Genomic DNA, 22772 nt, shown 5'->3' on the forward strand with positions numbered 1-22772 from the left:
CCCTAAAAGATAATTTTTAAGGCTCTCCTTACAGGTTTAGATTTTATGGCCTGTTTGTTTAAAGATAAAGGCATAGATATCGGCTGTTTCTTCTATTATCTTTGCCGTGGGTTTCCCTGCTCCGTGACCTGCTTTTTCGGTTATGCGGATTAGTATCGGGTTTTCTCCCTTGTAGGTGTCTTGCAAGGCTTGGGCATACTTAAAGGAGTGTGCAGGAACAACCCTGTCGTCATGGTCTCCTGTACATACCATAATGGAAGGATAATCGATTCCTGCTTTTACGTTATGGAGGGGAGAGTAGGCGTAAAGGTACTCGAACATATCCTTACTGTCCTCGCTGCTTCCGTATTCATCGACCCAAGCCCAGCCTATGGTAAAATGCTGGTAGCGGAGCATATCCAAAACTCCAACCTGGGGAATTGCAACTGCAAAAAGATCTGGGCGCCGGTTTGTTACGGCTCCTATTAAAAGACCTCCGTTTGAACCGCCTTGAATTGCGAGCTTTTTATTTGAAGTATATTTTTGTTCTATCAAATATTCTCCTGCCGAAATAAAATCATCGAAGACATTTTGTTTTTTCATCTTTTTTCCGGCTGAGTGCCATTCTTCTCCGTATTCAAGACCGCCGCGTAAATTTACGCAGACAAAAATGCCTCCTTTTTCTAAAAAAGCCATTCGGGCAGGAGAAAAGGCTGGCGGGAGAGAAATAGCAAAGCCTCCGTAGCCGTACATAAGGGTAGGATTGTTTCCGTCGAGCTTAATGTCTTTTTTTGAAACAATGTGCATGGGAATCTTTGTTCCGTCCTTGCTCTTAAAAAAGACTTGTTCGCATTTAAACAGGTCCGTATCAATAGGGATAGCCGGAACAAAAAAATCTTTTAGGCTGTTTGTTTTTATATCGTACCTTATGATTTTGTTGGGAGTTGTATAAGAAGTAAAGTTGAAAAATATCAGATCTTCATTTTTTCGGGCTCCCGAAAAACCTATGCTTCCGTTTTTCGGAAGGTCAACCCTTGTTTTATTTTTTCCGTTTAGATCATGGATAAAGACCTCATCTTGAACATCCCGCAGATAAACCGTAAGCAGCTTTCCTCCGCAAAGGGCTGCACTCGATAAAAGACAGTCTTGTTCGGGAATAACTTCTTCGATATTTTTTTCATCTGCCGCATTTAGGGGTGTCTTGATTATGCGGTAAAGGGGGGATTTGTGATTTGTCAATAAATATAAGAATCGATTGTCCGTTTCAAGCGGCCACACATTATCGTTAAAATGCGTATTGTATTGTTTAAAGCTTTTTGGCAGACCCTCGCTTAAATCTGCAACAAAGAGCATGCTTCCCTCGTTTCCTACTTCAAAGGCCGTAACAAGGATGGTTTTCTCGTCTTCAGTTGTGCTTGCAGAAAAGGAGCGCAGGGGATGTTCCTTATCTTCAAATATGAGAATGTCTTCGCTTTCTTTTGTTCCAAGTTTGTGGTATTTTAGCTTTTGAAATTCATTTTTTTCGGTTAAGGCTTTGCCTTTATCCGGAGCATCATATGAGCTGTAAAAAAAGCCGTCCTTGTACCATGCGATATTGGAAAATTTGACCCAATGTATGTGTTCTTCTGTGCCGGTTTTCTTTTCGGCATCGAAGACAAAGATTTCTTCCCAGTCAGAGCCGCTTCCGGATACGGAGTAGGCCATGTATTTTCCGTCTTTGGAAAATGCTATATTCTTTAAGGCTATGGTTCCATCCGGGCTTAGAGTGTTCGGGTCAAAAAAAACTTCGGGAGAGCTTTCTGCCTTTTCCTGTCCCTTTTGCCGGTACATTATGCTTTGGTTTTGCAGGCCTTCAGTTCTAAAAAAGTAATAAAAGTCTCCTGCCTTAAAAAGACCGGAGCGCTTTTCGTAGTCCCAAATTTCTTCGAGGCGTTTTTTTAATTCTGCCCGAAAAGGAATTTTTGATAAAAATTCTTCCGTTTTCTTGTTTTCTTCTTTTACCCAGGCTATGACCTCCGGCGCGTTGTCGTCTTCAAGCCATCTATATGGATCTGCTACTATGGTTCCAAAGTAGTTATCGGAAACATTTGATTGTTTGTATTGCATAAAAATCTCCTAAATTCACTTTAAAATATTGGTAAATAATAGAAGAAAGTTTGTTTTTTTTCAAGTAGTTTAAAAAAAGACTAAAAAATCTAAAAAAAATGCACTTTTTTGATATAAACCGCTTGACATTCTAAATTTTTATGGTAAAATGGGTTTAAGTGGGAGAAAGTAGTAAAAAGTGGGTAATTTTGCAATGACCGGAGAATATAAGAATACTCTTGACGAAAAAGGAAGAATTATGTTCCCTGCAAAGATCCGTGCAGAATTACCCGACTCAAATTTGGTTATTACACGCGGTGTAGGCAACTGTCTTTGGATTTTTACTGCGGATAAGTGGAAAAAGTTTTCGGATGAAATCATGAAGAAAACTTCTTTGTTTAAAGCGCAATCCTTGCTTGTTATGAGGCGTTTAATTGCCCCTGCCCAAGAGCTTGAGATTGACAAGAACGGCCGTATATCTATCCCCCAGAGCCTTAGGGACTGCGCCGGGCTCGAAAAAGACTGCATTATTTTAGGTCTCGGTAAATGCTTTGAATTGTGGGACCTAAAGCAATATGAAAAATATTTAAAGGAGAGTGAGCCGGATTTTTCTGAAGCTGCCGAGGCTTTGGGGGAAATAGGTTTTTAAATTTTATGCAGCCAGTTCATACATCGGTCTTGCTTGAAGAATGTCTTGAGCTCTTAAAACCTGATGCTTCCCATAATCTTTTTGTAGACGGAACATTGGGAGAGGGCGGGCATACTGAAGCTTTTTTAAAAAGATATCCTCAACTTAATGCTGTAGGTGTTGATGCCGATGCTTCTATTCAAGAACGGGCAAAGGAAAGGCTGAAGCCCTTCGGTGAGCGTGTCCAGTTTCACTTAGGCTGGTCTGATGATTTTTTTAAAAATTACCCAAAAGACTCTGCTCCCCCCGATTTAATTCTTTTGGATCTGGGTATATCCATGTTCCACTATATAAAGTCGGGAAGGGGGTTTTCTTTTTCTTCGGCTGAACCCTTGGATATGCGGTTAAATCCTGACCTTAGTGTAAGCGCTGCGGATATTGTCAATTCTTATAATGAAAAAGATTTGGCGGATTTAATTTTTAATTACGGTGAAGAGCGTTACTCAAGGAAGATAGCTTCCCGAATACTTGAACAAAGAAAGGTTTCGAGTTTTACCAATGCAAAGGAACTGGCTGATTGTATTTATAAGGCTGTTCCTCAAAACTACAGGCACGGAAAGATTCATCCTGCGACAAAAACCTTTCAGGCTCTTAGGATTGCAGTCAATGGAGAGTTGGAAAGATTGCCCCGCCTTTTGGAGCTTGCTTTTTCTGTCCTTGCTCCTAATGGTAAGCTTGGTGTTATTACTTTTCATTCTCTTGAGGATAGAATTGTAAAGATGTATTTTAAAGACTTGGGGAAAAACTGTACCTGTCCTGAAAATATGCCGATATGTAAGTGCGGGGGCAAGCCTAGGGCTGAAGTTTTAACAAAAAAGGCTGTTAAGGCTTCTGATGAGGAAATAAGGCTGAATCCTCCGTCGAGAAGTGCCCGCCTTAGGGTTGTGCGTAAAATTGATTATCGGGAGAATTAAAATGAAAAAAATACTTGCTGTGGTCTTAACATTGTTTATTCCTCTTTTTTTATTTGCGGTGGTTTTACAATCTTCGCGTTATACAAGCATCGAAAAAGATTTGACTGACTATAATAAAGAGCAGTCTAAAATTATTGAGGAAAATAAAAAGAAGATTTCCGGTATTTCAATTTTATCTAAGCCTGAACGTATCGAAAGGATTGCTGTTGAAGAGTTAAAAATGAGGAAGGCTTTGTCGGCTGAAATTTTGAGGATTTCAATTTCAAAGGAGAATAAGGATGGATAGAGAAAAAGAGAACAAAGATTTAGATTATTCTCTTATGACCCTTGAGGAATTGCTTAGAAGCACCGATGGAAAGCTTGTTTATAAATCCGATTCCTCGAATGCGTTTTCGTCGGTAGTTATAGACAGCCGAAATGTAAAAGACAATTCTCTCTTTATTCCTTTACGCGGTGAAAAGCAGGATGGACATATTTATATAGAGTCTGCTTTAAAGAATGGTGCTAAATTTTTTGCCGTTGACTTTGAACATCTTAATGAAAATAAAACTGCATTGCTGTCCCTGTGCAAAATCTACAATGCTTCGTGTATTGCCGTAAATAATAATTTAAAAGCTCTACAGGATGCTGCAAGATATTATTTATCGAAATTTCCTAATCTTTATAAGATAGGTATTACGGGATCGAGCGGTAAAACAACTACAAAAGAAATTTTATCTTCGATATATTCTCAAAAATATAATACCGTTTCGACAAAGGGTAATTTAAATTCCGAAACTGGTTTGCCTCTTTCCGTTTTTGAGGTTCGTCCCGAACATGAGGCCGGTATATTCGAGCTCGGTATGAACCGCAGAGGTGAAATAGCCGAAATAGCAAGTGTTCTTTTACCAAACGCCGCTATAATTACAAATATAGGAACTGCCCATATCGGTATTCTCGGCACAAAACAGGCTATAGCTGAGGAAAAAAAAGAAATTTTTTCATATTTTAATGATGATGCTCTGGGCTTTATTCCTGATTGTGAGTTTAAGGAATTTTTAAAAAATGTTTCTCGCGGTTCCATTTTTACGGTTTCAGATAATGATTCTTCATTGGTTCAAAGGATTGAAGATGCCGGTGTATCAGGTTCTAAAATTTTTTATAAAGGAGAAGAAATTTTATTTCCATTACCCGGAGTTTATAATGTAAAAAATGCTCTTTTATGTATAGCCTTGGCGGAAAAGAAAGGTTTTTCGGCTAAGGAAATTAAATCGGGTTTAGAAGCCGTGCGGCCCCTGTTTGGTAGATCGCAGGTTTTGCACGGCTTTGTAACCTATTTTTTAGATTGCTATAATGCAAATCCCCATTCGATGAAAAGCTCAATAGAGTTTTGCGACTCTATAAATACCGAATATGCAAAACATTATGTCTTGGCTTCAATGCTTGAGCTCGGCGCAGAGTCAGAGTATGAACACAAAAAAATTATTGAAGCTGCTTTGAATTCCGATGCAGATAATTTATATTTTTTTGGAGATGATATTTTTTCCGCTTTTGAAGATTTAAAACTTTCCTCTTCAAAAAAAATATATAAGTTTAAAACAAATCAATTTGATGCCTTAAAAGAACAGCTTAAAGAAAATTTATCTAAAGATGATTTTGTTTTATTAAAGGGTTCAAGATCAATGGAGCTTGAAAGATTGGAATCTGTTTTAAAAGAGAGGGAGGTTTAAATGGTGAAACATATTATTGCAAAGAAAAATATTCACTCCGAAAAATATGATTTTGTTTTTGCAATGTCTGTTCTTCTCCTTTTCGGTGTAGGCTTTGCAACCTTGTATTCAGGTTCTATTCATTATGCTCAACGTTTTTTTGATAATCATCTTTATTTTGTCAGTAAACAGATAAAGCATTTTATTGCAGGCATCATTGCCATGACCTTTTTTCTCTTTGTAGATTTTTCTACAATAAGAAAAATGCTTCCTTTTATTATGCTTGTAACTTTTATTTTTTGTCTGCTTCCTTTTATTCCCGGAATCGGAGAAGAAAGAAACGGTGCTTCCAGATGGGTAAATATTGCAGGTTTTATGTTTCAACCTTCGGAGCTTTTAAAACTTTCATTGATTTTATTCTTAGCCAATTTTTTCGACAAAAAAAACGGTAACTATGATCAGCCTTTAGTTTCGATTATTACGCCTTTTATAATAATATCCGTATTTGCTCTTTTGGTTTATTTGGAAAATGATTTTTCTTCTTCAATGTTTATATTTTTTATCGGCGGCTTAATGTTCTTCATAGCGGGTGTGCCGATATTGTGGTTTATTAAAGGTTTTTTAAGTTTTGCTCCAATCTTTGTTTTAATGATTATAACAAAAGAATATAGAATGGAAAGAGTTTTGTCGTTTTTGGATCCTTCAAGAAGTCCTTTAGATTCAAGTTTTCAAATACAGGCCGCCCTTAATGCTTTAACAAGCGGAGGCGTTTGGGGACAAGGATTGGGTAACGGATTACGTAAAATAGCAAGCGTACCTGAAATATATTCCGATTTTATATTTGTAGTTTGGGCTGAAGAAATGGGATTTATCGGTGTAGTGTTTTATATTGCCTTGCTTGCCTTTTTTGCAATTTTCGGATATAGAATAGCTTTTGGTTGTAAGAGCAGATTCGGTGCTTATGTTTCTTTTGGAGCTGTAAGCTGCATCGTATCTCAATCTCTTTTAAATTGTGCTGTTGTTTCAAAACTGCTTCCTGCAACCGGAATACCGCTTCCTTTTTTTTCATCGGGCGGTTCATCATTGGTAGTTACGTTTTCTTTATGCGGGCTAATTTTAAATGCATCAGGATATGTAAATAAAAAGGAGAAATAGATGGCTGATATTTTGTATACTTGGAAAAAAGATGAATATTTGAATGATGCATATGTTAAAGAGAAGGCTATTAATGATAATAAATCATCAAAGCTTAAATCGGCGGCAATTAGATTTCTTATTATCAGTTTTGTTTTGCTTTTATTGGGTGAAGCTGTCTATTATGCAATAATTTTGCCCTATAGTTCTATAGCGGCAATAAATATTTCCGGTTGTTCCGATTTAAGTTCTATAGAAGTAAAAAAACTCGCAGGAATCGGCAATAATACCAAATGGCTCTCGGTAAATTCTTCCGAGGTTTCTAAAAAACTTGTATCATATCCCGGAATTGCATCGGCTACCGTAGAAAAAAAATTCCCCGATAAGGTTTTAATTAAGATAGTTGAAAGAAAGGCTGTTGCCTTGGCTTTTACGGAAGTTGAAGGAAGAACAGTTCCAATGGAAATTGACGGCTATGGTGTTGTTTTTAGGATAGGTTCTCCTATAATTCAATCAAATTTGCCGATTATTACGGGACTAACATTTAAAAATCCTCGTGAAGGAATGCAGATTAACGAAAAACTTTCTCAGCTTTTTGTTCAATTGGATATTTTACAAAAAAAACATCCTGTTTTATTAAATGAAATATCCGAAATAAAAATTCAGCCTAAAAAATATGGAGGTTATGATTTGATTCTTTATCCTGTAAAAAGCAGATTATCGGTTATAACCAATAAATTTTTGACTGAAGAATCTTTACAATATATGATTCTTATTCTTGATGTACTTAAGGATATAAATTTAGAAAAAAATATTGTTGGAATTGATCTGCGTGGTGCTAATGCCGTTTATATAAAAAGAGAGGCTAAAGATGAGTGATGATATAATCGTAGGTTTGGATATCGGTAGTAAAAACATTCGCGTTGTTGTTGCCGAAAAAAATGAAGAAGGTCATTTACAGATTACGGGTATCGGTATGAGTGAATCGACAGGTATGCATAGGGGTATTATCACTAATATAGAGAATACCGTTCAGGGTATAAATAAGGCTGTCGATGAAGCTGAGGTTATGTCCGGTATAGATATTTTTAATTGCACCGTCGGATTGGGCGGAGTTCACATAGAGGGAATTAATTCTAGAGGAGTTTTCCCTATAAGAGATAAGGGTAAAAATAATAAGGAAATTGACCGCTCCGATATAGATGCCGTAATTAATTCTGCACAGGCTGTTGAGTTCACAGGAGACAGAGAAATAATTCATGTGGTTCCTCAGTCCTATACGGTAGACAAGCAGCGTGGAATTAAAGATCCGTTAAATATGATAGGTACCAGACTTGAAGCCGAGGTTCATTTAATAACAGGTGTAGCTACATCTATGAAAAATATACCCAACTGTGTTCAAAGAGCTAATTTAAATATAGACGGTTTAATGCATAACGGTTTGGCAGATGTAAGAGCTGTTATGACAAATGATGAACAAGAGCTTGGTTCTATTTTAATAGATATTGGAGCGGGTACTACCGACATAGTTGTTATGCAAAACGGAGGGCCTGTAATTACGGCCTCCTTACCTGTCGGAGGAATACAGGTTACCAACGATCTTGCAATAGTAAAAAGTATTCCCTTTGATATGGCAGAAAAAATAAAAATATCAAGCGGATGTTGTTGGATGCCCTTTGTTGAACATGATGAACAGGTTTTGATTCCGGCTTTTGGAGGAAGAGGACCTGAAGAAATTTATAGAAGTGAGATCTGCGAAATATTGCAAGCCCGCATGGCTGAAATTTTTGTAATGGTAAAAAATAAGGTGGATAGTCTTATGCAAGGTTCCCGCCTCGGCGGTTCTGTTGTAATATGCGGAGGCGGAGCCTTGTTAAACGGCACAACGGAATTAGCGGATGAAATATTCGGTATGCAATCTGCCAGACTTGGAATTCCTTCAACTATAGGAGGAGTTGTAGGGCAATATAGAAGCCCGGAGTTCGCTACAGTTTTGGGATTAATATTGCATAGATTGGATGATCAAAATAAGTTAGGGTTGGTTTCAAGTTCAAGAAAAGAAAATTCGGGACTTGTTTTTTCAAAAATAAAAAATTTTATAAAAGAACTATTTTAAAATTGCATACGGGAGGGTTATTGGTATGTTATATGAAGTAATGGAAGACAAGGTAAATGATGAAGTTGTTGATGCAGGTACTCCGGCTATAATCAAGGTTATAGGTGCAGGAGGAGGCGGTTCAAATGCCGTAAACAGGATGATGTCCAGCAGTATGAGGTACGTTGACTTTATAGTTGCAAATACCGACTTGCAGGCTTTAAGTCATTCAAATGCTCCATTAAAATTACCTATAGGAACAAAGATCACTAAGGGGTTGGGTTCAGGAGGAGATCCCGGAATCGGGGAGCAGGCTGCTATCGAAGATCGCGAAATAATTGCAAATGCAATCAAAGATGCGGATATGCTTTTTATAACGGCAGGTATGGGCGGAGGTACAGGTACCGGTTCAGCTCCCGTTATTGCCGAAATTGCCAAAGAACAAGGAATATTAACTGTTGCAGTAGTTACAAAACCTTTTGCATTTGAAGGCCGTAAAAGAATGAGTCTTGCAGAGGAAGGAATTAAGAAATTAAGAGAATCCGTAGACACAGTAATTACTATTCCGAATCAACACTTATTAAACATGGTAGATCCTTCAACACCTGTTGTGGAAGCTTTTAAAAAGGCTGATGATGTTTTGCGTCAGGCTGTTCAAGGCATCTCCGATTTAATTTATCAGCATGGAGAAATTAATGTTGATTTAGCGGATGTAAAGGCTGTAATGAAGGAGCAGGGTAATGCTCATATGGGTGTAGGTATAGGTGAAGGACAAAATAGGGCGGTGGATGCGGCAACAAATGCACTTAACAATCCTTTACTTGAAGAAGCCAGGGTTGAAGGTGCCAAAAAGCTTTTGGTAAATATTTGCGGAAGCGAAAAACTAACCATGCATGAGCTTGAAGAAATCATGAATATAATTAATGCCGGAGCTGATCCTGATGTTGCTACTTTTTTCGGTACAACCATAGATCCTTCTGTAGAAAACAAAGTTGTTGTTACTCTGATTGCAACTGGTTTTAGATCAAACGATAAGTTTCCTATTGATGATGCAGCATCTAACCGTAAGCCTATTCGTGACAATGCAGAAAACTTGGTCTTCACAGATGATTCTTTTATGACATCTAGGGAGTGGACTAAGGTAAATAAAACAACGCCTCCTACTCTTTCAGGACTTGGATTAAGAAATAGAAGTGAGAGCGCTTCCGAAAAAAACTATGAAGAGATCTATGTTGCAGAAAGAAAGCCTTCTTTTAGTTCTATTGTTCCGCCGATGGAAAGTGATTTGGAAACTCCTGCATATTATAGGAATCAAAATATTTTAAGATAAGGGGGAAAATAAACTGACAAAGATACAGCTTAGGGCTTTTTACGGATTTTTAATTTCAGCAGAATCTCATTCTAAGACAACAGCTCAAACTTATATTAATACTTTGCAATTATTTCAAGAGTATATGTCCGATGCCTTAATTGAAAATGCGTCTGAAGTCGACTGTATTAATTTTATTTTGCATAGATCCGAATCCGGAATTATGGCTAAAACCATAGCCAAGGATATTGCAGCTCTTAATTCCTTTTTTCGATTTTTGATTATTGAAGGAGTTAGAAAAGATAATCCGAGTGAAGGTATTGAAAGACCTAAAAGAGAAAAAACCTTACCCAGAGTTTTATCTCCCGATGAGGTCGACAGTCTTTTTGCTGCAATTCCTTTGGATTCGCCTAATAATATTAGAGACAGGGCTCTATTTGAGCTTATTTATTCGGCAGGTCTTAGAGTAAGTGAAATTGTTAATTTAAAACTGGAAGATATTTTTTATGATGAAGATTTAATTAAGGTTACGGGAAAAGGCAACAAAGAAAGAATTGTTCCTTTTGGAAGGGCTGCAAAGTATTGGTTGAAACAATATATACTTGAAGCCCGTACCGAATTATTAAAGCCTAAACATCCTGAAAATACTTTGACTTCCGGTTCCGTATTTTTAAATAACAGGGGAGCTGTTTTAACCAGAAAGGGAATTTGGAAAAGAATAAATGAACTTTCGAATTTTTCCGGTATTGAAACAAAGGTACATACTTTAAGGCATTCTTATGCCACTCACTTGCTTGCCGGAGGGGCTGATTTGAGATCCGTACAATGTCTTTTGGGGCATTCCGATATTTCTACCACTCAAGTTTATACGCATATCGAGGATAAATCTTTGCAAATGTATCATAATAAATTTTTTGATACTAAAAAGTTAGAAAGAGGTATAAAATGAAAAAAAGTTTTTTTCTTGTAATAATTACTTTGTTGTTAATTCTTATATTGGTAGGCTGTAATAAGGTTACAAGTATCCGCAGACTGCAGGAGCTGGAAGAGGGAGTAAGTAATCCGAATACGGAGGCCGAATTAAAGGATGCCATAAAGAAGTATGAAAAAAGAGTTGACGATATAATTATTGCAGAAGGAAGAATAGGCATTTGGTATAAAATACTCGGATCAAGATATATGGATCAAAAAATGTATAAAAAAGCATTAAAGGCTTTTCAAACAGCTTTAGAGTACTATCCCGAGAATCAAAATTTATTTTATCAAGCCGGGCTTGCTGCAAGTTTAACGGCAAAGAATTCTTTGGATTTTGAATTGACGGGAACCGATATAGAGAAAAAAAGATATTTTTCTCTTGCCGTTTCCGCCTATACCCGTGCACTTGAAATAGATCCTAAACATTCAAAAGCTGTTTATGCTTTGTCGGTATTGTATATATTCGAATTAAACAGACCTGCAGATGCGATTCCCATTTTAGAAAAAATTGCCGAGTGGGAAAAGAAGCCTATAGATCATTTATTTTTACTCGGTGCTGCTTATTATATGACGGGTGAAAATGAAAAAGCTATTGCAGTTTATGAGCGCATTATCGAAATTTCAAGCAGTGCAGAAAAAAAAGCAAAGGCGGAAACTAATATTAGGGAGATTAGGAGCTCGGGAGGAAAATAAAAGAATGAATATATCCGAAAAAGAAAGATTGTATATAGGATTATCTCATTGTTATTTTCTTAAAGGAAAAGAAAAACTTCTTCTTTCCGAAAAGCTTGACTCCTTATCTTCTCTTGTATCGCTTTCGATAAAAGATATTTCCGAAATTATCGGCCGGCAAGTAAGACCTAAAAAATGGGATAAGGATTTACTTAATTCTCTTACGGATTCAAGTATAAAAATTATGAATTCATATGATGTGAGAATGCTTTATTTCTATGATTCAGGATTCCCTCCGCAGCTTAGAGAAATTCCCGATCATCCATTTACGGTTTTTTATCGCGGAAATCTTCTGTCTCCCGAACAGCCCATGCTTGCAATGGTAGGAACCAGACGGCCTACGGGAGAAGGAATTGCGCAAGCCTTAAATTTGGGAAAAGAAGCCGGCGAAAAAAATATTCCTGTAGTGTCTGGATTAGCCTTCGGTATAGATGCTTTTTCTCACAGGGGCTGTCTTGAAGGTATGGGAAAAACTGTAGCTGTTTTGGCTTGCGGGCCTGAAATGATTTATCCCCGCTCAAATAAAAAACTTGCTGCAAGTATTTTAGAATCGGACGGCTGTATTTTAAGTGAATATGCTCCGGGAACAGAGCCCCTTTCTTACCGTTTTCCCGAACGCAATAGAATTATTTCGGGGCTTTCGCGTTCCGTTTTAATTGTTGAAGCTCCGAAAAAATCGGGGGCTCTTATTACCGCAGATTTTGCCTTAGAGCAGGGCAGGGATGTTTATGTATGTGAGCCTATTTTACATTCTTTACAAAATGAGGGGTGTCTTAGTCTTTACGAACAAGGTGCCTTTGCTATAAAATGTATAGATGATATTATGCATGATTGGCAATATCCTACAGAAAGTCATTTAAAAAAAGATCAGCAAAATATGCTGTTTACCAATTTATAGATTATGAGGTGTTGATTTATGGAAAAAACATTGGATGAAACAAAGAAAACTAAACGTACTGCAAAAAAAACAAAACAGCATTGCTTGGTTATAGTAGAGTCTCCTGCAAAGGCTAAGACTATCGAAAAATATTTAGGTAACGATTATATAGTCAGAGCCTCAATGGGGCATCTGATAGATTTGCCTAAGTCCAGATTGGCAATAGATATAGAAAATAATTTTACGCCTGAGTATATCACGGTTAGGGGACGGGCTAAAATTTTAAAAGAACTAAAAAAAGAAGCAAAAAAATCTTCAGGTGTCTTTCTTGCAAGTGATAATGACCGTGAAGGAGAAGCGATAGCCTTTCATTTACATGAGGCCTTGCTTGAAGAATGTTCTTCACCTATAAAAAGAATTGTTTTTAATGAAATTACTCCCAATGCAATTCAAGAAGCCGTAAAAAATCCTATGGATATCGATATGGGAAAGGTAAATGCTCAAAAATCGAGAAGGGTTTTAGATAGGCTTGTAGGATATAACTTATCTCCTCTTCTTTGGCAAAAAGTAAAAAACGGCCTATCGGCAGGCCGCGTTCAATCTGTTGCTCTCCGCTTAATCTGCGAGAGGGAAGAAGAAGTTGAAAATTTTATACCTGATGAGTATTGGACTCTTGACGGAGATTTTAAATACAATAAAACTTCTTTTGAAGCTCAGCTTGTAAAGTACAACGAAAATAAACCCGAATTAAAAAATCAAAAAGAAGTTGATGCAATTATAAAAGAGTTGGGTTCATTACCGGCACTTGTCGACGATATTAAAATTACGGAAAAAAGCATCAAGCCGCGTCCTCCATTTACAACTTCTACATTACAGCAGGTTGCGGCAAACCGAATAGGTTTTACTTCCAAAAAAACAATGCAGGTAGCCCAGCAGCTTTATGAAGGCGTTGCAGTCGGTTCTACCCGTGTAGGTTTGATTACCTATATGCGTACCGACTCTGTCAGAATATCCGATATCGCGATAGATGCAGTGCGTAAGTGGATAACCGAAAATCATCCTAAAGAATTACCCGATGAGCCGAATGTGTACGCAACGGGAAAAAAAGCTCAAGATGCACACGAAGCAATCCGGCCTACCTATGTTGAGTATACTCCTTCTTATTTAAAAGAATTTTTAACTCGAGATCAGTTAAGGCTTTATTCGTTGATTTGGGAACGCTTTGTTTCAAGCCAAATGAAAAATGCAAAAACAAAAACATCGAGTTACGAAATAAAAGTAGGGAATGCAATTTTCCGCGCTGCTTCTACAAAGATAACCGAAAAAGGTTTTTACACCGTTACAAAGACCTTGATTTCAAAAGATGAAAAAGGAACTGTTCTCCCTGCAATGAAAGTCGACGATGCAATTAGCATTGAAGGTTTAAGACCCGAACAGCATTTTACTCAAGGCCCGGCCCGTTATACGGATGCAAGTATCGTAAAGATGCTTGAAGAAAAAGGAATAGGACGGCCTTCAACCTATGCTCCTATTATTTCAGTTTTGCTTGACCGCTATTATGTAACAAGATCGAATAAGCAGCTTGTTCCGACACAGTTGGGAAGAATTATAAACAGCCTTTTGGTAGAAAATTTTTCAGAAATAATTGACGTTAATTTTACTGCCGGAATGGAAAACCGCTTGGACGAAGTTGCAGAAAATAAAATAGAATGGCCTAAGCTAATGGAAAGTTTTTACGGTTCGTTTAAAGAAAAAGTAGATACTGCCTTGGAAAATGTAGAAAGCATTAAGGGTTCCTTGGATGAGGTTACCGACATAGTCTGCGAAAAATGCGGAAACAAGATGGTAAAAAAACTCGGACGCTTCGGAGTGTTTTTGGCTTGCAGCGCCTTTCCCGAATGTAAAAATACAAAATCCATTCCCTTGGCAAAATGTCCGCGTGAAGGCTGCGGCGGCGACATAATCGCCCGTAAATCAAAAAAGAGGGGAAAAGAATTTTACGGATGTACTCATTTCCCCGAATGCGATTTTATTTCTCACTTTAAGCCCATCAATGCATCCTGTCCTAAATGCGGATGGTTTATGGTAGAAAAATATGATAAGAAAAACGGAAACTATAAGGCCTGTATTAATCCTGATTGCGATTACTTACACAGCGTAGTTGAAGGCGTAGAAGATGTGGAGGTAGATAGAAGTAATGAATGAAGTATTTGAAAACTACCTCACTTACAGTGCGGGAGTCAGGCAGTTTACAAAGGCAACAATAGATTCTTATAAAAACGATTTAATTATTTTTGAAGAATGGTTAAAGGAACTTGAGCTTGATGTTTTTGAATTAAAATCTTCAGAGGTCAGAATTTTTATCGCAGAACTTGCAGATAAAAAATTTGCTCCGGCTTCAATCAACAGGATGATGTCTACCCTCAGAGGCTTTTACAAATATGCTTTAAGGTTTAACCTGACAAAAACAAATCCCATATCGTCTGTTAGGAATTTAAAACTTGCTCAAAAGCTCCCTGTGTTCATGTTTCCTAAACAGGCTCAGGAATTTTGTAAACTGCCTTCAAATGCGGACATTCTTTGGGAGGCAAGAGATGCTGCCTTATTCGCTTCTCTTTATTCTACAGGCTGCCGTGTTTCGGAATTAGCCGGACTCGATATAAAAGATTTGGATAAAACTTTTTCTTATGCCATCGTTTTTGGAAAAGGAAAAAAAGAAAGAAAGGTGTTTTTTGCAGAATTTGCAAGGGATTATTTAAAGGAGTATTTAAAAGAAAGAGCTGAGCTGCTTGAAAAACACAAGGGGCAGACTCAAAAAGATAATAAGGGAAAAATAAGGGATGCTCTTTTTATAAATCAAAAAGCTCAGCCCTTAACAAGTAAAGGAATTCGGTATATAATAAACAGATATGTTGAACTATCTCCCGAATTAAAACATCTTTCACCCCATGCTTTTAGGCATAGCTTTGCATCTACTCTAATTACAAGAGGTGCGGATATAAGGGTTGTACAGGAATTGCTTGGACACGAAAGTGTTTCCACTACGCAAAGATATACGCATATTACGGCTGAGCAGCTTCAAAATTTATATAAGACTGCTCATCCTCATTCATAGGAGGTTTGATAAACAGTTCGGCAGAAATTCAGCCTTACTGTTTATCTACTAAGTTTTATAGGAGTTTTAAAATGGATAAAAAGATACGAAGTACGACAGTGCTTGCTGTACGTAGAGACGGAAAAATTGTTATGGCCGGAGACGGGCAGGTAACTATGGGCGAAACCGTTATGAAGGGGAATGCCCGAAAGGTAAGAAAAATTTATGACGGAAAAATTATAACGGGCTTTGCCGGAGCAACGGCTGATGCCTTTACTCTTTTAGAAAAATTCGAAATACGGGTAAAAGAATTTTCAGGCGATCTGACTCGTGCTGCCGTAGAGCTTGCAAAGGATTGGCGTACCGATAAGATGCTTAAAAATTTACAGGCCCTCCTGCTTGTCGCCGATGCAAAGACTACTCTTTTAATTTCGGGTAACGGAGATGTCATAGAGCCTGAAGAAGATGTACTTGCAATAGGCTCCGGAGGAAACTATGCCTATGCTTCGGCTTTGGCTTTGATGCAAAACACAAATCTTTCCGCCCGTGAAATTGCAGAAAAGAGTTTACAGATTGCAGGAAAAATCTGCATCTACACAAACGGAAAAATAGTTATGGAGGAAATATAATGAACGAAGAATTAAAAGAGCTGACGCCTAAGCAAACTGTTGCGGAATTGGATAAATACATCATAGGACAAAACAAGGCAAAGAGGGCCGTTGCTATTGCTCTCCGTAACAGAATGCGCCGTCTAAAATTGCCGGAAGAAATAAGGGATGAAATAGCTCCTAAAAATATTTTGATGATAGGGCCTACAGGTGTGGGTAAAACCGAAATTGCAAGGCGGCTTGCAAAATTGTCGGGAGCTCCCTTTTTGAAAGTTGAAGCTACAAAATATACCGAGGTAGGCTATGTCGGCCGCGATGTCGAATCCATGATCAGGGATCTAATGGCTGTGGGCTACACAATGGTGAAAAGCGAAATGCAGGAAAAACTAAAAGAACAGGCAGAAAAAAACACGGAAGAATCCTTATTGGATTTGCTTTTACCCGGTTCAAATAAAAAGAAATCTGCTGCACCGGCCGCTGCCGTTCCTGCACAAGAGAGTTCTCATGCCTCCGCCGGGACACCGATAGCCATTCCGAGTATGAGCTCTGCAGCTCCTGCCGAAGATGATAAGGCTCAGCATGAAAACGATATGAGCGGTACTCGCGAAAAATTCCGAGTAATGCTCCGTGAGGGTAAGCTCGAAGATAAGATGGTTGAGGTTACGGTTTCTCCATCGGTCGGAATGCCTACATTCGAATTTTTTGCAGGCGGATCAAATATGGAAGATATCGAATCTGCCATGTCGAATATTTCGAATATGATTATGGGAGGCGCAAAATCAAAACGCAAAAATGTAAGCATAAAAGAAGCCCGCGAGATTATAATGACCGAACAGCTTGACCGCATGGTCGATCACGATAAGGTTACGGATGAGGCAAAGCAAAGAGTCGAGCAGATGGGAATTATCTTTATCGACGAAATAGATAAGGTCGCTTCCCGCTCCGATCGCGGAGGAGGGCCGGATGTTTCAAGAGAAGGTGTTCAGCGCGACATTCTTCCAATCGTTGAAGGCTCTAAGGTTTCTACAAAATACGGAGTAGTAGATACCCGTCACATTCTTTTTATAGCGGCCGGTGCTTTCAGCGTATCGAAGCCGAGCGATTTAATTCCGGAGTTTCAGGGGCGCTTTCCCTTGCGTGTAGAGCTTGAAGCCCTTCATGCAGAAGATTTTAAACGGATTCTCCTTGAACCTAAAAATGCTTTGACAAAGCAATATGCGGAACTTTTGGAAACCGAAGGCGTAAAAATAGAATTTTTGGATGAAGCCATTGATAGAATGAGTTTTTTGGCTGCCGATGTAAACAGCAAAAACGAAAACATCGGAGCAAGGCGGCTGCATACGATTATGGAGATGCTTTTGGAAGATATTTCGTTTAATGCAAGCGAGATGAGCGGTGAAACCGTAAGAATCGATGTGTCTTATGTGGATGAAAGATTAAAGGATATAGTACAGGATCAGGATTTATCCCGATATATTCTATAATATGGTTAAGGGGTATTTAAAATTTGCCGAAAATATGCTTAGGAGTGAACTATGGGTTTTAATAGTTTTTTAAGAACAACGGATATACTTCACAGAGCCTTGGATGTAAGCTCTTTGCGCTATACCGTTACATCGAACAACCTTGCAAATGCGGATGTTCCTAATTTTAAACGGACTGAGGTAAATTTTGAATCAGAGTTAAAGAGAGCCTTCGATTCCGAAAAAAATGCAAAAGGCGCTTTTCAGCTTGCAACAACTCATCCCTTGCACATAAAATCAAATGAGCCTATAGATTATCGAACGGTTGAGCCTGTACGTGTTTTGGATTATTTGAGTTCCGAAAAGGCAAACGGAAATAATGTAAATCCGGAAGATGAGGCCATGAAGGTATTGAAGGTTCAAATGCAGTATCAGCTTTTAAGTATGATGGCAGGATTTCAGTACAATCAGGTACAATCGGTTTTAAAGTAAAATAAGGAAGCGGAGGAAAAAATATGGGATTGTTCACAAGTATAAATATTGCAGCTACCGGAATGGGAGTAGAGCGTCTTAGAACAGATGTAATATCAAATAATATTGCAAACGCTTCCAGCTTGGAAACTCAAGAAGGCGGCCCCTTTAAAAGAAGCCGTGTAATAGTCGGTCAAAAGAAAAGCGGTATCGACTGGCAGACTCCTTTTACTCCTCAAAATGTAGAAAGAGGTGTAGGCGAGGGAGTTAAGGTTCTTTCGATAGAAAAAGATACTTCCGATACCCGCTGGGTTTATGATCCAAGCCATCCTAAGGCCTTAAAGTACGGCCCCAAGGAAGGATATGTAGAGTATCCCAATGTAAACATAGTTACCGAAATGGTTGATTTGATTTCGGCTTCAAGAGCTTATGAAGCAAACCTTGCTGTTGTAAACGGTGCAAAGGATATGTTCCAACGAGCCTTGGATATTGCACGATAAAATGAGGATGGGAGGAAAAAATGGTAAACGCTGTAAATGTTGCAAATGTAAATTCGGTACCCGGCCTTTTAGATGTTCCGAAAATTAATGCCGTTGTTACCGATAATTTTAGAGCCAAGATGGTTTCGAATACGGACATGATTGAGCTTGCCGTAAATAAAGAAGCTTCAAGTTTTGAGCAGACAATTTTAAAAGCCTTTGACAGCATGAATGCAAAGCAAACAAACATGGATAAATTGGGAGAGCAGATGATTGTCGATCCCGAATCGGTCGATGTTCATGATATAACGATGGGAATGGCCGAAGCGAGTTTGTCGCTTAAATTAGCACAAACTATAATCGACCGTTTGGTAAAAAGTTGGAATGATATTACCACAACGAGATAAAAGATAGCCTCGCAAGACTTTAACCTTAAAGTATTGCAAAGCTCGTTCAGTACATGGGGGGAAACATGAACGAAAAATTTAACAATCTAAAAACAAAGTTTGGGACGCTTTGGGGAAAATGGACAAAGCTCCAAAAAGGCATCATCATCGGGGTAGTTGTTATTGCTCTGGTGCTGGTTGTCGTTCTCAGTAGATGGTCTTCAAAGCCGACCTCGGTGCCGGTAATAGACATGGCGATAACCGATGTTGATCTGCGGGATCGAATTATCTTGCGCATTAATGAAGAAAACGTAAAAACTACAATCTCTTCCGATGGTATAATCTCTGTTGCAGATGAAACAACTGCGCGAAGAATGAGGGCCATATTGATGCGTGAAGACTTGATACCTACCAATACAAGTCCTTGGGCTTTCTTCGATGTGGAAAGATATTCCCGCACCGATTTTGACCGTGAGATTGATTTACGCCGTGCCATTACCGAAGAAGTTAGAAGACACTTAAAAGCTTTAGACGATATTGATGATGCAAATGTTGTTGTCCGCATACCGGAAAAAGCCTTGTTTGAATCGGAGCAGCTTCCTGCAACGGCAACGGTCGTAATTTCTCCTGCACCGGGAAGCGATATTTCCAATAACCGCAAAAAAGTAGAGGGTATTCAAAAGATGTTGAGGCTTGCGGTTCCCGGATTAAAAGATGAAGATATAACTATAAGAGATACTTCAGGTATTACTTTAAACGATTTTGAAGGTATGAAAGATGCCGATCGATTAACCTTAATTGAAAAGCAGCAAAAGTTTATATCTAAACTTGAAAGACAATACGGTGAAAATATATTGATACCTTTACAAAAAATATACGGTGAAGACAGAGTTAGGGATATAAACGTTAAAATTGACATGGATATGTCTGAACGTTCTGCCGACACAACCGAAATACGTCCTATAGTTATTAAACCGGATAATCCTGAAACTTCTTATGACGACTCGGAAGTTGTAAAATCGGTTACGGTAAGCTCCGAAAATGCAACTACGATTTGGGAAGGAAGCGGAATCAATCCTCAAGGACCTACGGGAACGGAAGGACAAACGCCGCCTTCTTATCAGGATACAAGAAATTTGGTCGGCCGCTCAACTCAGACGATTACAAAAGAAAATCATCTTGTAAGCTCAAGTCAGATAAAAGAGAACTTTCTTCCTAAGATGGGAAGAAGAACCGTATCCGTAAACATAGACGGTCTTTGGGTAAAGCAAAAGGATGTTAACGGAAAATATATTATTAAGAACGGGATGATTGAAAGAGAATATAAACCTCTTTCTCCTGAAGAAATAAAACAGGCCGAAAAAATAATTAAAGATGCCATAGGATTTGATGCAAGCCGCAAAGATTCTGTGAGCGTTTTAAATGTTATGGTAGACAGGTCTTCACAGTTTGAACTTGAAGATAAAGAATATTTTAAGTCACTGCAAAGACAAACTATATTCTTACTTTCTCTCGCCGGTATAGCACTAATATTATTGCTCTTTATCTTGTATAGAATTATAAGTCGTGAGCTTGAAAGAAGAAAAAGGCTCCGCGAAGAAGAGCTTTTGCGTCAAGCACAGCTGGAACGTGAAAGAATGTTGTATGATCAGCAGATGGCTGATGCCGATGTTTCAATGACTGTTGAAGAGCGAAGAAGGCAGGAGCTTCAAGAAAATGCCATCAATATGGCTAGGGAACATCCTGAAGATGTTGCTCTCTTAATTAGAACTTGGCTCATGGAGGAATAATATGGCTGTAACACCTGCAAAAGAAAGAGGCAGTGCAAAAAAAGGTAAGGACATTAATTCTCTTACCGGAAGACAAAAGGCTGCTATATTTTTAGTATCTCTGGGAGGTGAAATCTCCGCTAAAATAATGGAAAGGCTTCGTGAAGATGAAGTCGAAAAAATAGTTTTTGAAATTGCAAGAACCGAAACAGTAGAGGCGGAATTAAAGGATGCCGTTCTCCAAGAGTTTCAGGATCTAATGACCGCCCAAAACTTTATAACAACGGGCGGTATAGATTATGCAAGAGACGTTTTGGAAAAAACATTCGGAAGTCAAAAAGCTATCGAAATAATTAATAGGCTCACGAGTTCTCTTCAAGTCCGTCCTTTCGATTTTATAAGGCGTACGGATCCGGCTCACCTCTTGAACTTTATCCAGCAAGAGCATCCGCAGACGATAGCTTTGATTCTTGCATATCTTGAACCGCAAAAAGCATCGGTGATTTTGCAAAATCTTCCCGATGAAATTCAAAGCGATGTTGCAAGACGTGTTGCAACCATGGATACTACTTCCCCCGATGTTCTCCGTGAAGTTGAACGCGTTTTGGAAAAGAAACTTTCTACGGTTTCGAGCGAAGACTATACGGCTGCCGGAGGTGTCGACAGTATAGTTGAAATTCTTAACCTTGTTGACCGCTCTTCAGAAAAATCGATTATCGAATCTCTCGAAGATGAAGACCCCGATTTGGCAGAAGAAATCAAGAAGAAGATGTTCGTATTCGAAGACATTGTTATGCTTGACGATAGATCCATCAGTAAGGTATTGCGCGAAGTTAATAACGATGAAATGGCTAAGGCTCTTAAACAGGTTGATGCTGAGGTCCAAGATAAGATATTCAGAAACATGTCCAAGCGCGCCGGTGCTATGCTCCGCGATGAAATGGAATACATGGGCCCGATACGTGTTAAAGATGTCGAAGAAGCTCAGCAAAAGATTGTTTCGATTATCAGGCACTTGGAGGATAAGGGTGAAATTGTTATCGCCAGATCCGAAGAGGATGAATTGGTATAAAATAAAACGGAGAATTGCTTATGGCTAAGACTATTTTTAGAGGCTTTGAGGTAAATAAAAACAACAACGATGTAGTATTTTTACAGCTGAATAAAACTTTTCAAGAAGAGCCTGAAGAAATTATTGAAGAAGAGGTAGAAGTTTACCAAGGGCCTACCATTGAAGACTTAAAAAAAGAAGCTGAAGATTTTAGACTCGAATGGGAAAAGCAAAAAGAAAGAATGCTTTCCGATGCTAAAGCTGAAGCCGATAAGATTATTCAAGGTGCACAAAATGCTGCCTTTGATGAAGTAAAAAGGCAGACTGATGAGGCTCAAGTTATAGCGCAAAATGCAAAAAAAGAAGCCGAGGATATTATAGCCGAAGCCGAGCAAAAAGCCCGAGATATAATAGCCGATTCCGAGAAAAACAAAGATTCCGTAAATCGTGATGCATATAAAGAGGGTTTTAACCGCGGCCGTGAAGAAGGTTTTAAAGAAGGAAATCTTGAAGTGCAGCGCCTGACCGATCGTCTTCATACGATAATAAATAAGACAATGGATAGGCGCCAAGAAATTCTTTCGGAAACCGAACAGCAAATAGTGGATCTTGTTCTTTTGATGACAAGAAAGGTTGTTAAGGTTATTTCCGAAAACCAAAGGAATGTTGTGGTTTCCAATGTTGTCCATGCCTTGCGTAAAGTTAAAGGAAGAGGCGATGTAGTCATCCGAGTAAATCTTGCTGATGTTAAAATGACTACAGAGCATACTCAAAACTTTATATCCGCTGCAGAAAATATTAAAAATATTACGGTGGTTGAAGATTCCACAGTTGATCAAGGCGGCTGTATCATCGAAACCGATTTCGGTGCAGTGGATGCACGCATTGCAAGTCAGCTTAACGAACTTGAACAAAAGATTTTGGAAATATCGCCTATTAAAACAAAGATAAAAACCGGAAATATTTAGGGTACCG

The 22772-nt window shown here is 38.5% G+C and carries 22 protein-coding genes; 21 read left to right on the forward strand and 1 reads right to left on the reverse strand.

The annotated features are described in order from the left end of the window. Positions 1–36: 36 nt before the first annotated feature. Complete coding sequence (locus E4O04_RS06195; protein ID WP_253684838.1) at positions 37–2085, reverse strand: prolyl oligopeptidase family serine peptidase; 2049 nt, start codon at positions 2083–2085, stop codon at positions 37–39. 193 nt (positions 2086–2278) lie between these two features. Between E4O04_RS06195 and mraZ the strand changes: the two genes are divergently transcribed. The 21 genes from mraZ (at position 2279) to fliH (ending at position 22765) form a co-directional block, all read left to right on the forward strand. Continuing rightward, on the forward strand, positions 2279–2713 hold the full coding sequence (gene mraZ / locus E4O04_RS06200; RefSeq protein WP_253688128.1) for a division/cell wall cluster transcriptional repressor MraZ: 435 nt from the start codon (positions 2279–2281) through the stop codon (positions 2711–2713). 5 nt (positions 2714–2718) lie between these two features. Beyond that, positions 2719–3666, forward strand: coding sequence for a 16S rRNA (cytosine(1402)-N(4))-methyltransferase RsmH (gene rsmH / locus E4O04_RS06205; RefSeq protein WP_253710597.1), 948 nt, complete (start codon positions 2719–2721; stop codon positions 3664–3666). 1 nt (position 3667) lies between these two features. Further along, positions 3668–3952 carry an FtsB/FtsL family cell division protein gene (locus tag E4O04_RS06210; RefSeq protein WP_253684836.1) on the forward strand — a complete coding sequence of 95 codons (285 nt, stop codon included), beginning with the start codon at positions 3668–3670 and terminating at the stop codon, positions 3950–3952. After that, positions 3945–5375: a UDP-N-acetylmuramoyl-tripeptide--D-alanyl-D-alanine ligase gene (murF, locus tag E4O04_RS06215; protein WP_253710599.1), complete on the forward strand. Its 1431-nt coding sequence runs from the start codon at positions 3945–3947 to the stop codon at positions 5373–5375. The genes E4O04_RS06210 and murF overlap by 8 nt, the downstream gene beginning before the upstream one ends. Continuing rightward, positions 5376–6509 (forward strand): putative lipid II flippase FtsW, encoded by a 1134-nt coding sequence (gene ftsW, locus E4O04_RS06220; protein ID WP_253684834.1) that lies wholly within the window; start codon positions 5376–5378, stop codon positions 6507–6509. Continuing rightward, a complete protein-coding gene (locus E4O04_RS06225; protein ID WP_253684833.1) occupies positions 6510–7367 on the forward strand; it encodes a cell division protein FtsQ/DivIB in 858 nt (285 codons plus the stop codon). It abuts the gene before it with no gap. Then, positions 7360–8604 (forward strand): cell division protein FtsA, encoded by a 1245-nt coding sequence (gene ftsA, locus E4O04_RS06230; protein WP_253684832.1) that lies wholly within the window; start codon positions 7360–7362, stop codon positions 8602–8604. Before E4O04_RS06225 ends, ftsA begins: the two co-directional genes overlap by 8 nt. A gap of 25 nt (positions 8605–8629) precedes the next feature. After that, positions 8630–9913: a cell division protein FtsZ gene (ftsZ, locus tag E4O04_RS06235; RefSeq protein WP_253684831.1), complete on the forward strand. Its 1284-nt coding sequence runs from the start codon at positions 8630–8632 to the stop codon at positions 9911–9913. A 13-nt stretch (positions 9914–9926) separates the two neighbouring features. After that, positions 9927–10841, forward strand: coding sequence for a site-specific tyrosine recombinase (locus tag E4O04_RS06240; protein ID WP_253710819.1), 915 nt, complete (start codon positions 9927–9929; stop codon positions 10839–10841). Then, a complete protein-coding gene (locus E4O04_RS06245) occupies positions 10838–11560 on the forward strand; it encodes a tetratricopeptide repeat protein (RefSeq protein ID WP_253684830.1) in 723 nt (240 codons plus the stop codon). The genes E4O04_RS06240 and E4O04_RS06245 overlap by 4 nt, the downstream gene beginning before the upstream one ends. 4 nt (positions 11561–11564) lie before the next feature. Next, positions 11565–12497, forward strand: a complete 933-nt coding sequence (gene dprA / locus E4O04_RS06250; protein WP_253684829.1) for a DNA-processing protein DprA — start codon at positions 11565–11567, stop codon at positions 12495–12497. A gap of 18 nt (positions 12498–12515) precedes the next feature. Further along, a complete protein-coding gene (topA, locus tag E4O04_RS06255; protein ID WP_253710601.1) occupies positions 12516–14681 on the forward strand; it encodes a type I DNA topoisomerase in 2166 nt (721 codons plus the stop codon). After that, positions 14674–15591 carry a tyrosine recombinase XerC gene (xerC, locus tag E4O04_RS06260; protein ID WP_253710603.1) on the forward strand — a complete coding sequence of 306 codons (918 nt, stop codon included), beginning with the start codon at positions 14674–14676 and terminating at the stop codon, positions 15589–15591. Before topA ends, xerC begins: the two co-directional genes overlap by 8 nt. 71 nt (positions 15592–15662) lie before the next feature. Then, positions 15663–16199, forward strand: coding sequence for an ATP-dependent protease subunit HslV (hslV, locus tag E4O04_RS06265; RefSeq protein ID WP_253679685.1), 537 nt, complete (start codon positions 15663–15665; stop codon positions 16197–16199). Beyond that, positions 16199–17662 carry an ATP-dependent protease ATPase subunit HslU gene (gene hslU, locus E4O04_RS06270; RefSeq protein WP_253684826.1) on the forward strand — a complete coding sequence of 488 codons (1464 nt, stop codon included), beginning with the start codon at positions 16199–16201 and terminating at the stop codon, positions 17660–17662. The genes hslV and hslU overlap by 1 nt, the downstream gene beginning before the upstream one ends. 51 nt (positions 17663–17713) lie before the next feature. Beyond that, complete coding sequence (flgB, locus tag E4O04_RS06275; RefSeq protein ID WP_253684825.1) at positions 17714–18133, forward strand: flagellar basal body rod protein FlgB; 420 nt, start codon at positions 17714–17716, stop codon at positions 18131–18133. A gap of 23 nt (positions 18134–18156) precedes the next feature. After that, positions 18157–18612 carry a flagellar basal body rod protein FlgC gene (gene flgC / locus E4O04_RS06280; RefSeq protein WP_253684824.1) on the forward strand — a complete coding sequence of 152 codons (456 nt, stop codon included), beginning with the start codon at positions 18157–18159 and terminating at the stop codon, positions 18610–18612. A gap of 20 nt (positions 18613–18632) precedes the next feature. Next, positions 18633–18998, forward strand: a complete 366-nt coding sequence (gene fliE / locus E4O04_RS06285; RefSeq protein ID WP_253684823.1) for a flagellar hook-basal body complex protein FliE — start codon at positions 18633–18635, stop codon at positions 18996–18998. Positions 18999–19063: 65 nt separating this feature from the next. Continuing rightward, positions 19064–20767, forward strand: coding sequence for a flagellar basal-body MS-ring/collar protein FliF (gene fliF, locus E4O04_RS06290; protein ID WP_253684822.1), 1704 nt, complete (start codon positions 19064–19066; stop codon positions 20765–20767). 1 nt (position 20768) lies between these two features. Next, positions 20769–21818, forward strand: coding sequence for a flagellar motor switch protein FliG (fliG, locus tag E4O04_RS06295; RefSeq protein WP_253684821.1), 1050 nt, complete (start codon positions 20769–20771; stop codon positions 21816–21818). Between the two features lie 20 nt (positions 21819–21838). Beyond that, entirely contained in the window at positions 21839–22765 is a 927-nt protein-coding gene (fliH, locus tag E4O04_RS06300) for a flagellar assembly protein FliH (RefSeq protein ID WP_253684820.1), read from the forward strand. The last annotated feature ends 7 nt before the right edge of the window (positions 22766–22772 follow it).

It is taken from the genome of Treponema sp. OMZ 799 (assembly GCF_024181365.1).
In the GTDB taxonomy this organism is placed as follows: Bacteria; Spirochaetota; Spirochaetia; order Treponematales; family Treponemataceae; genus Treponema_B.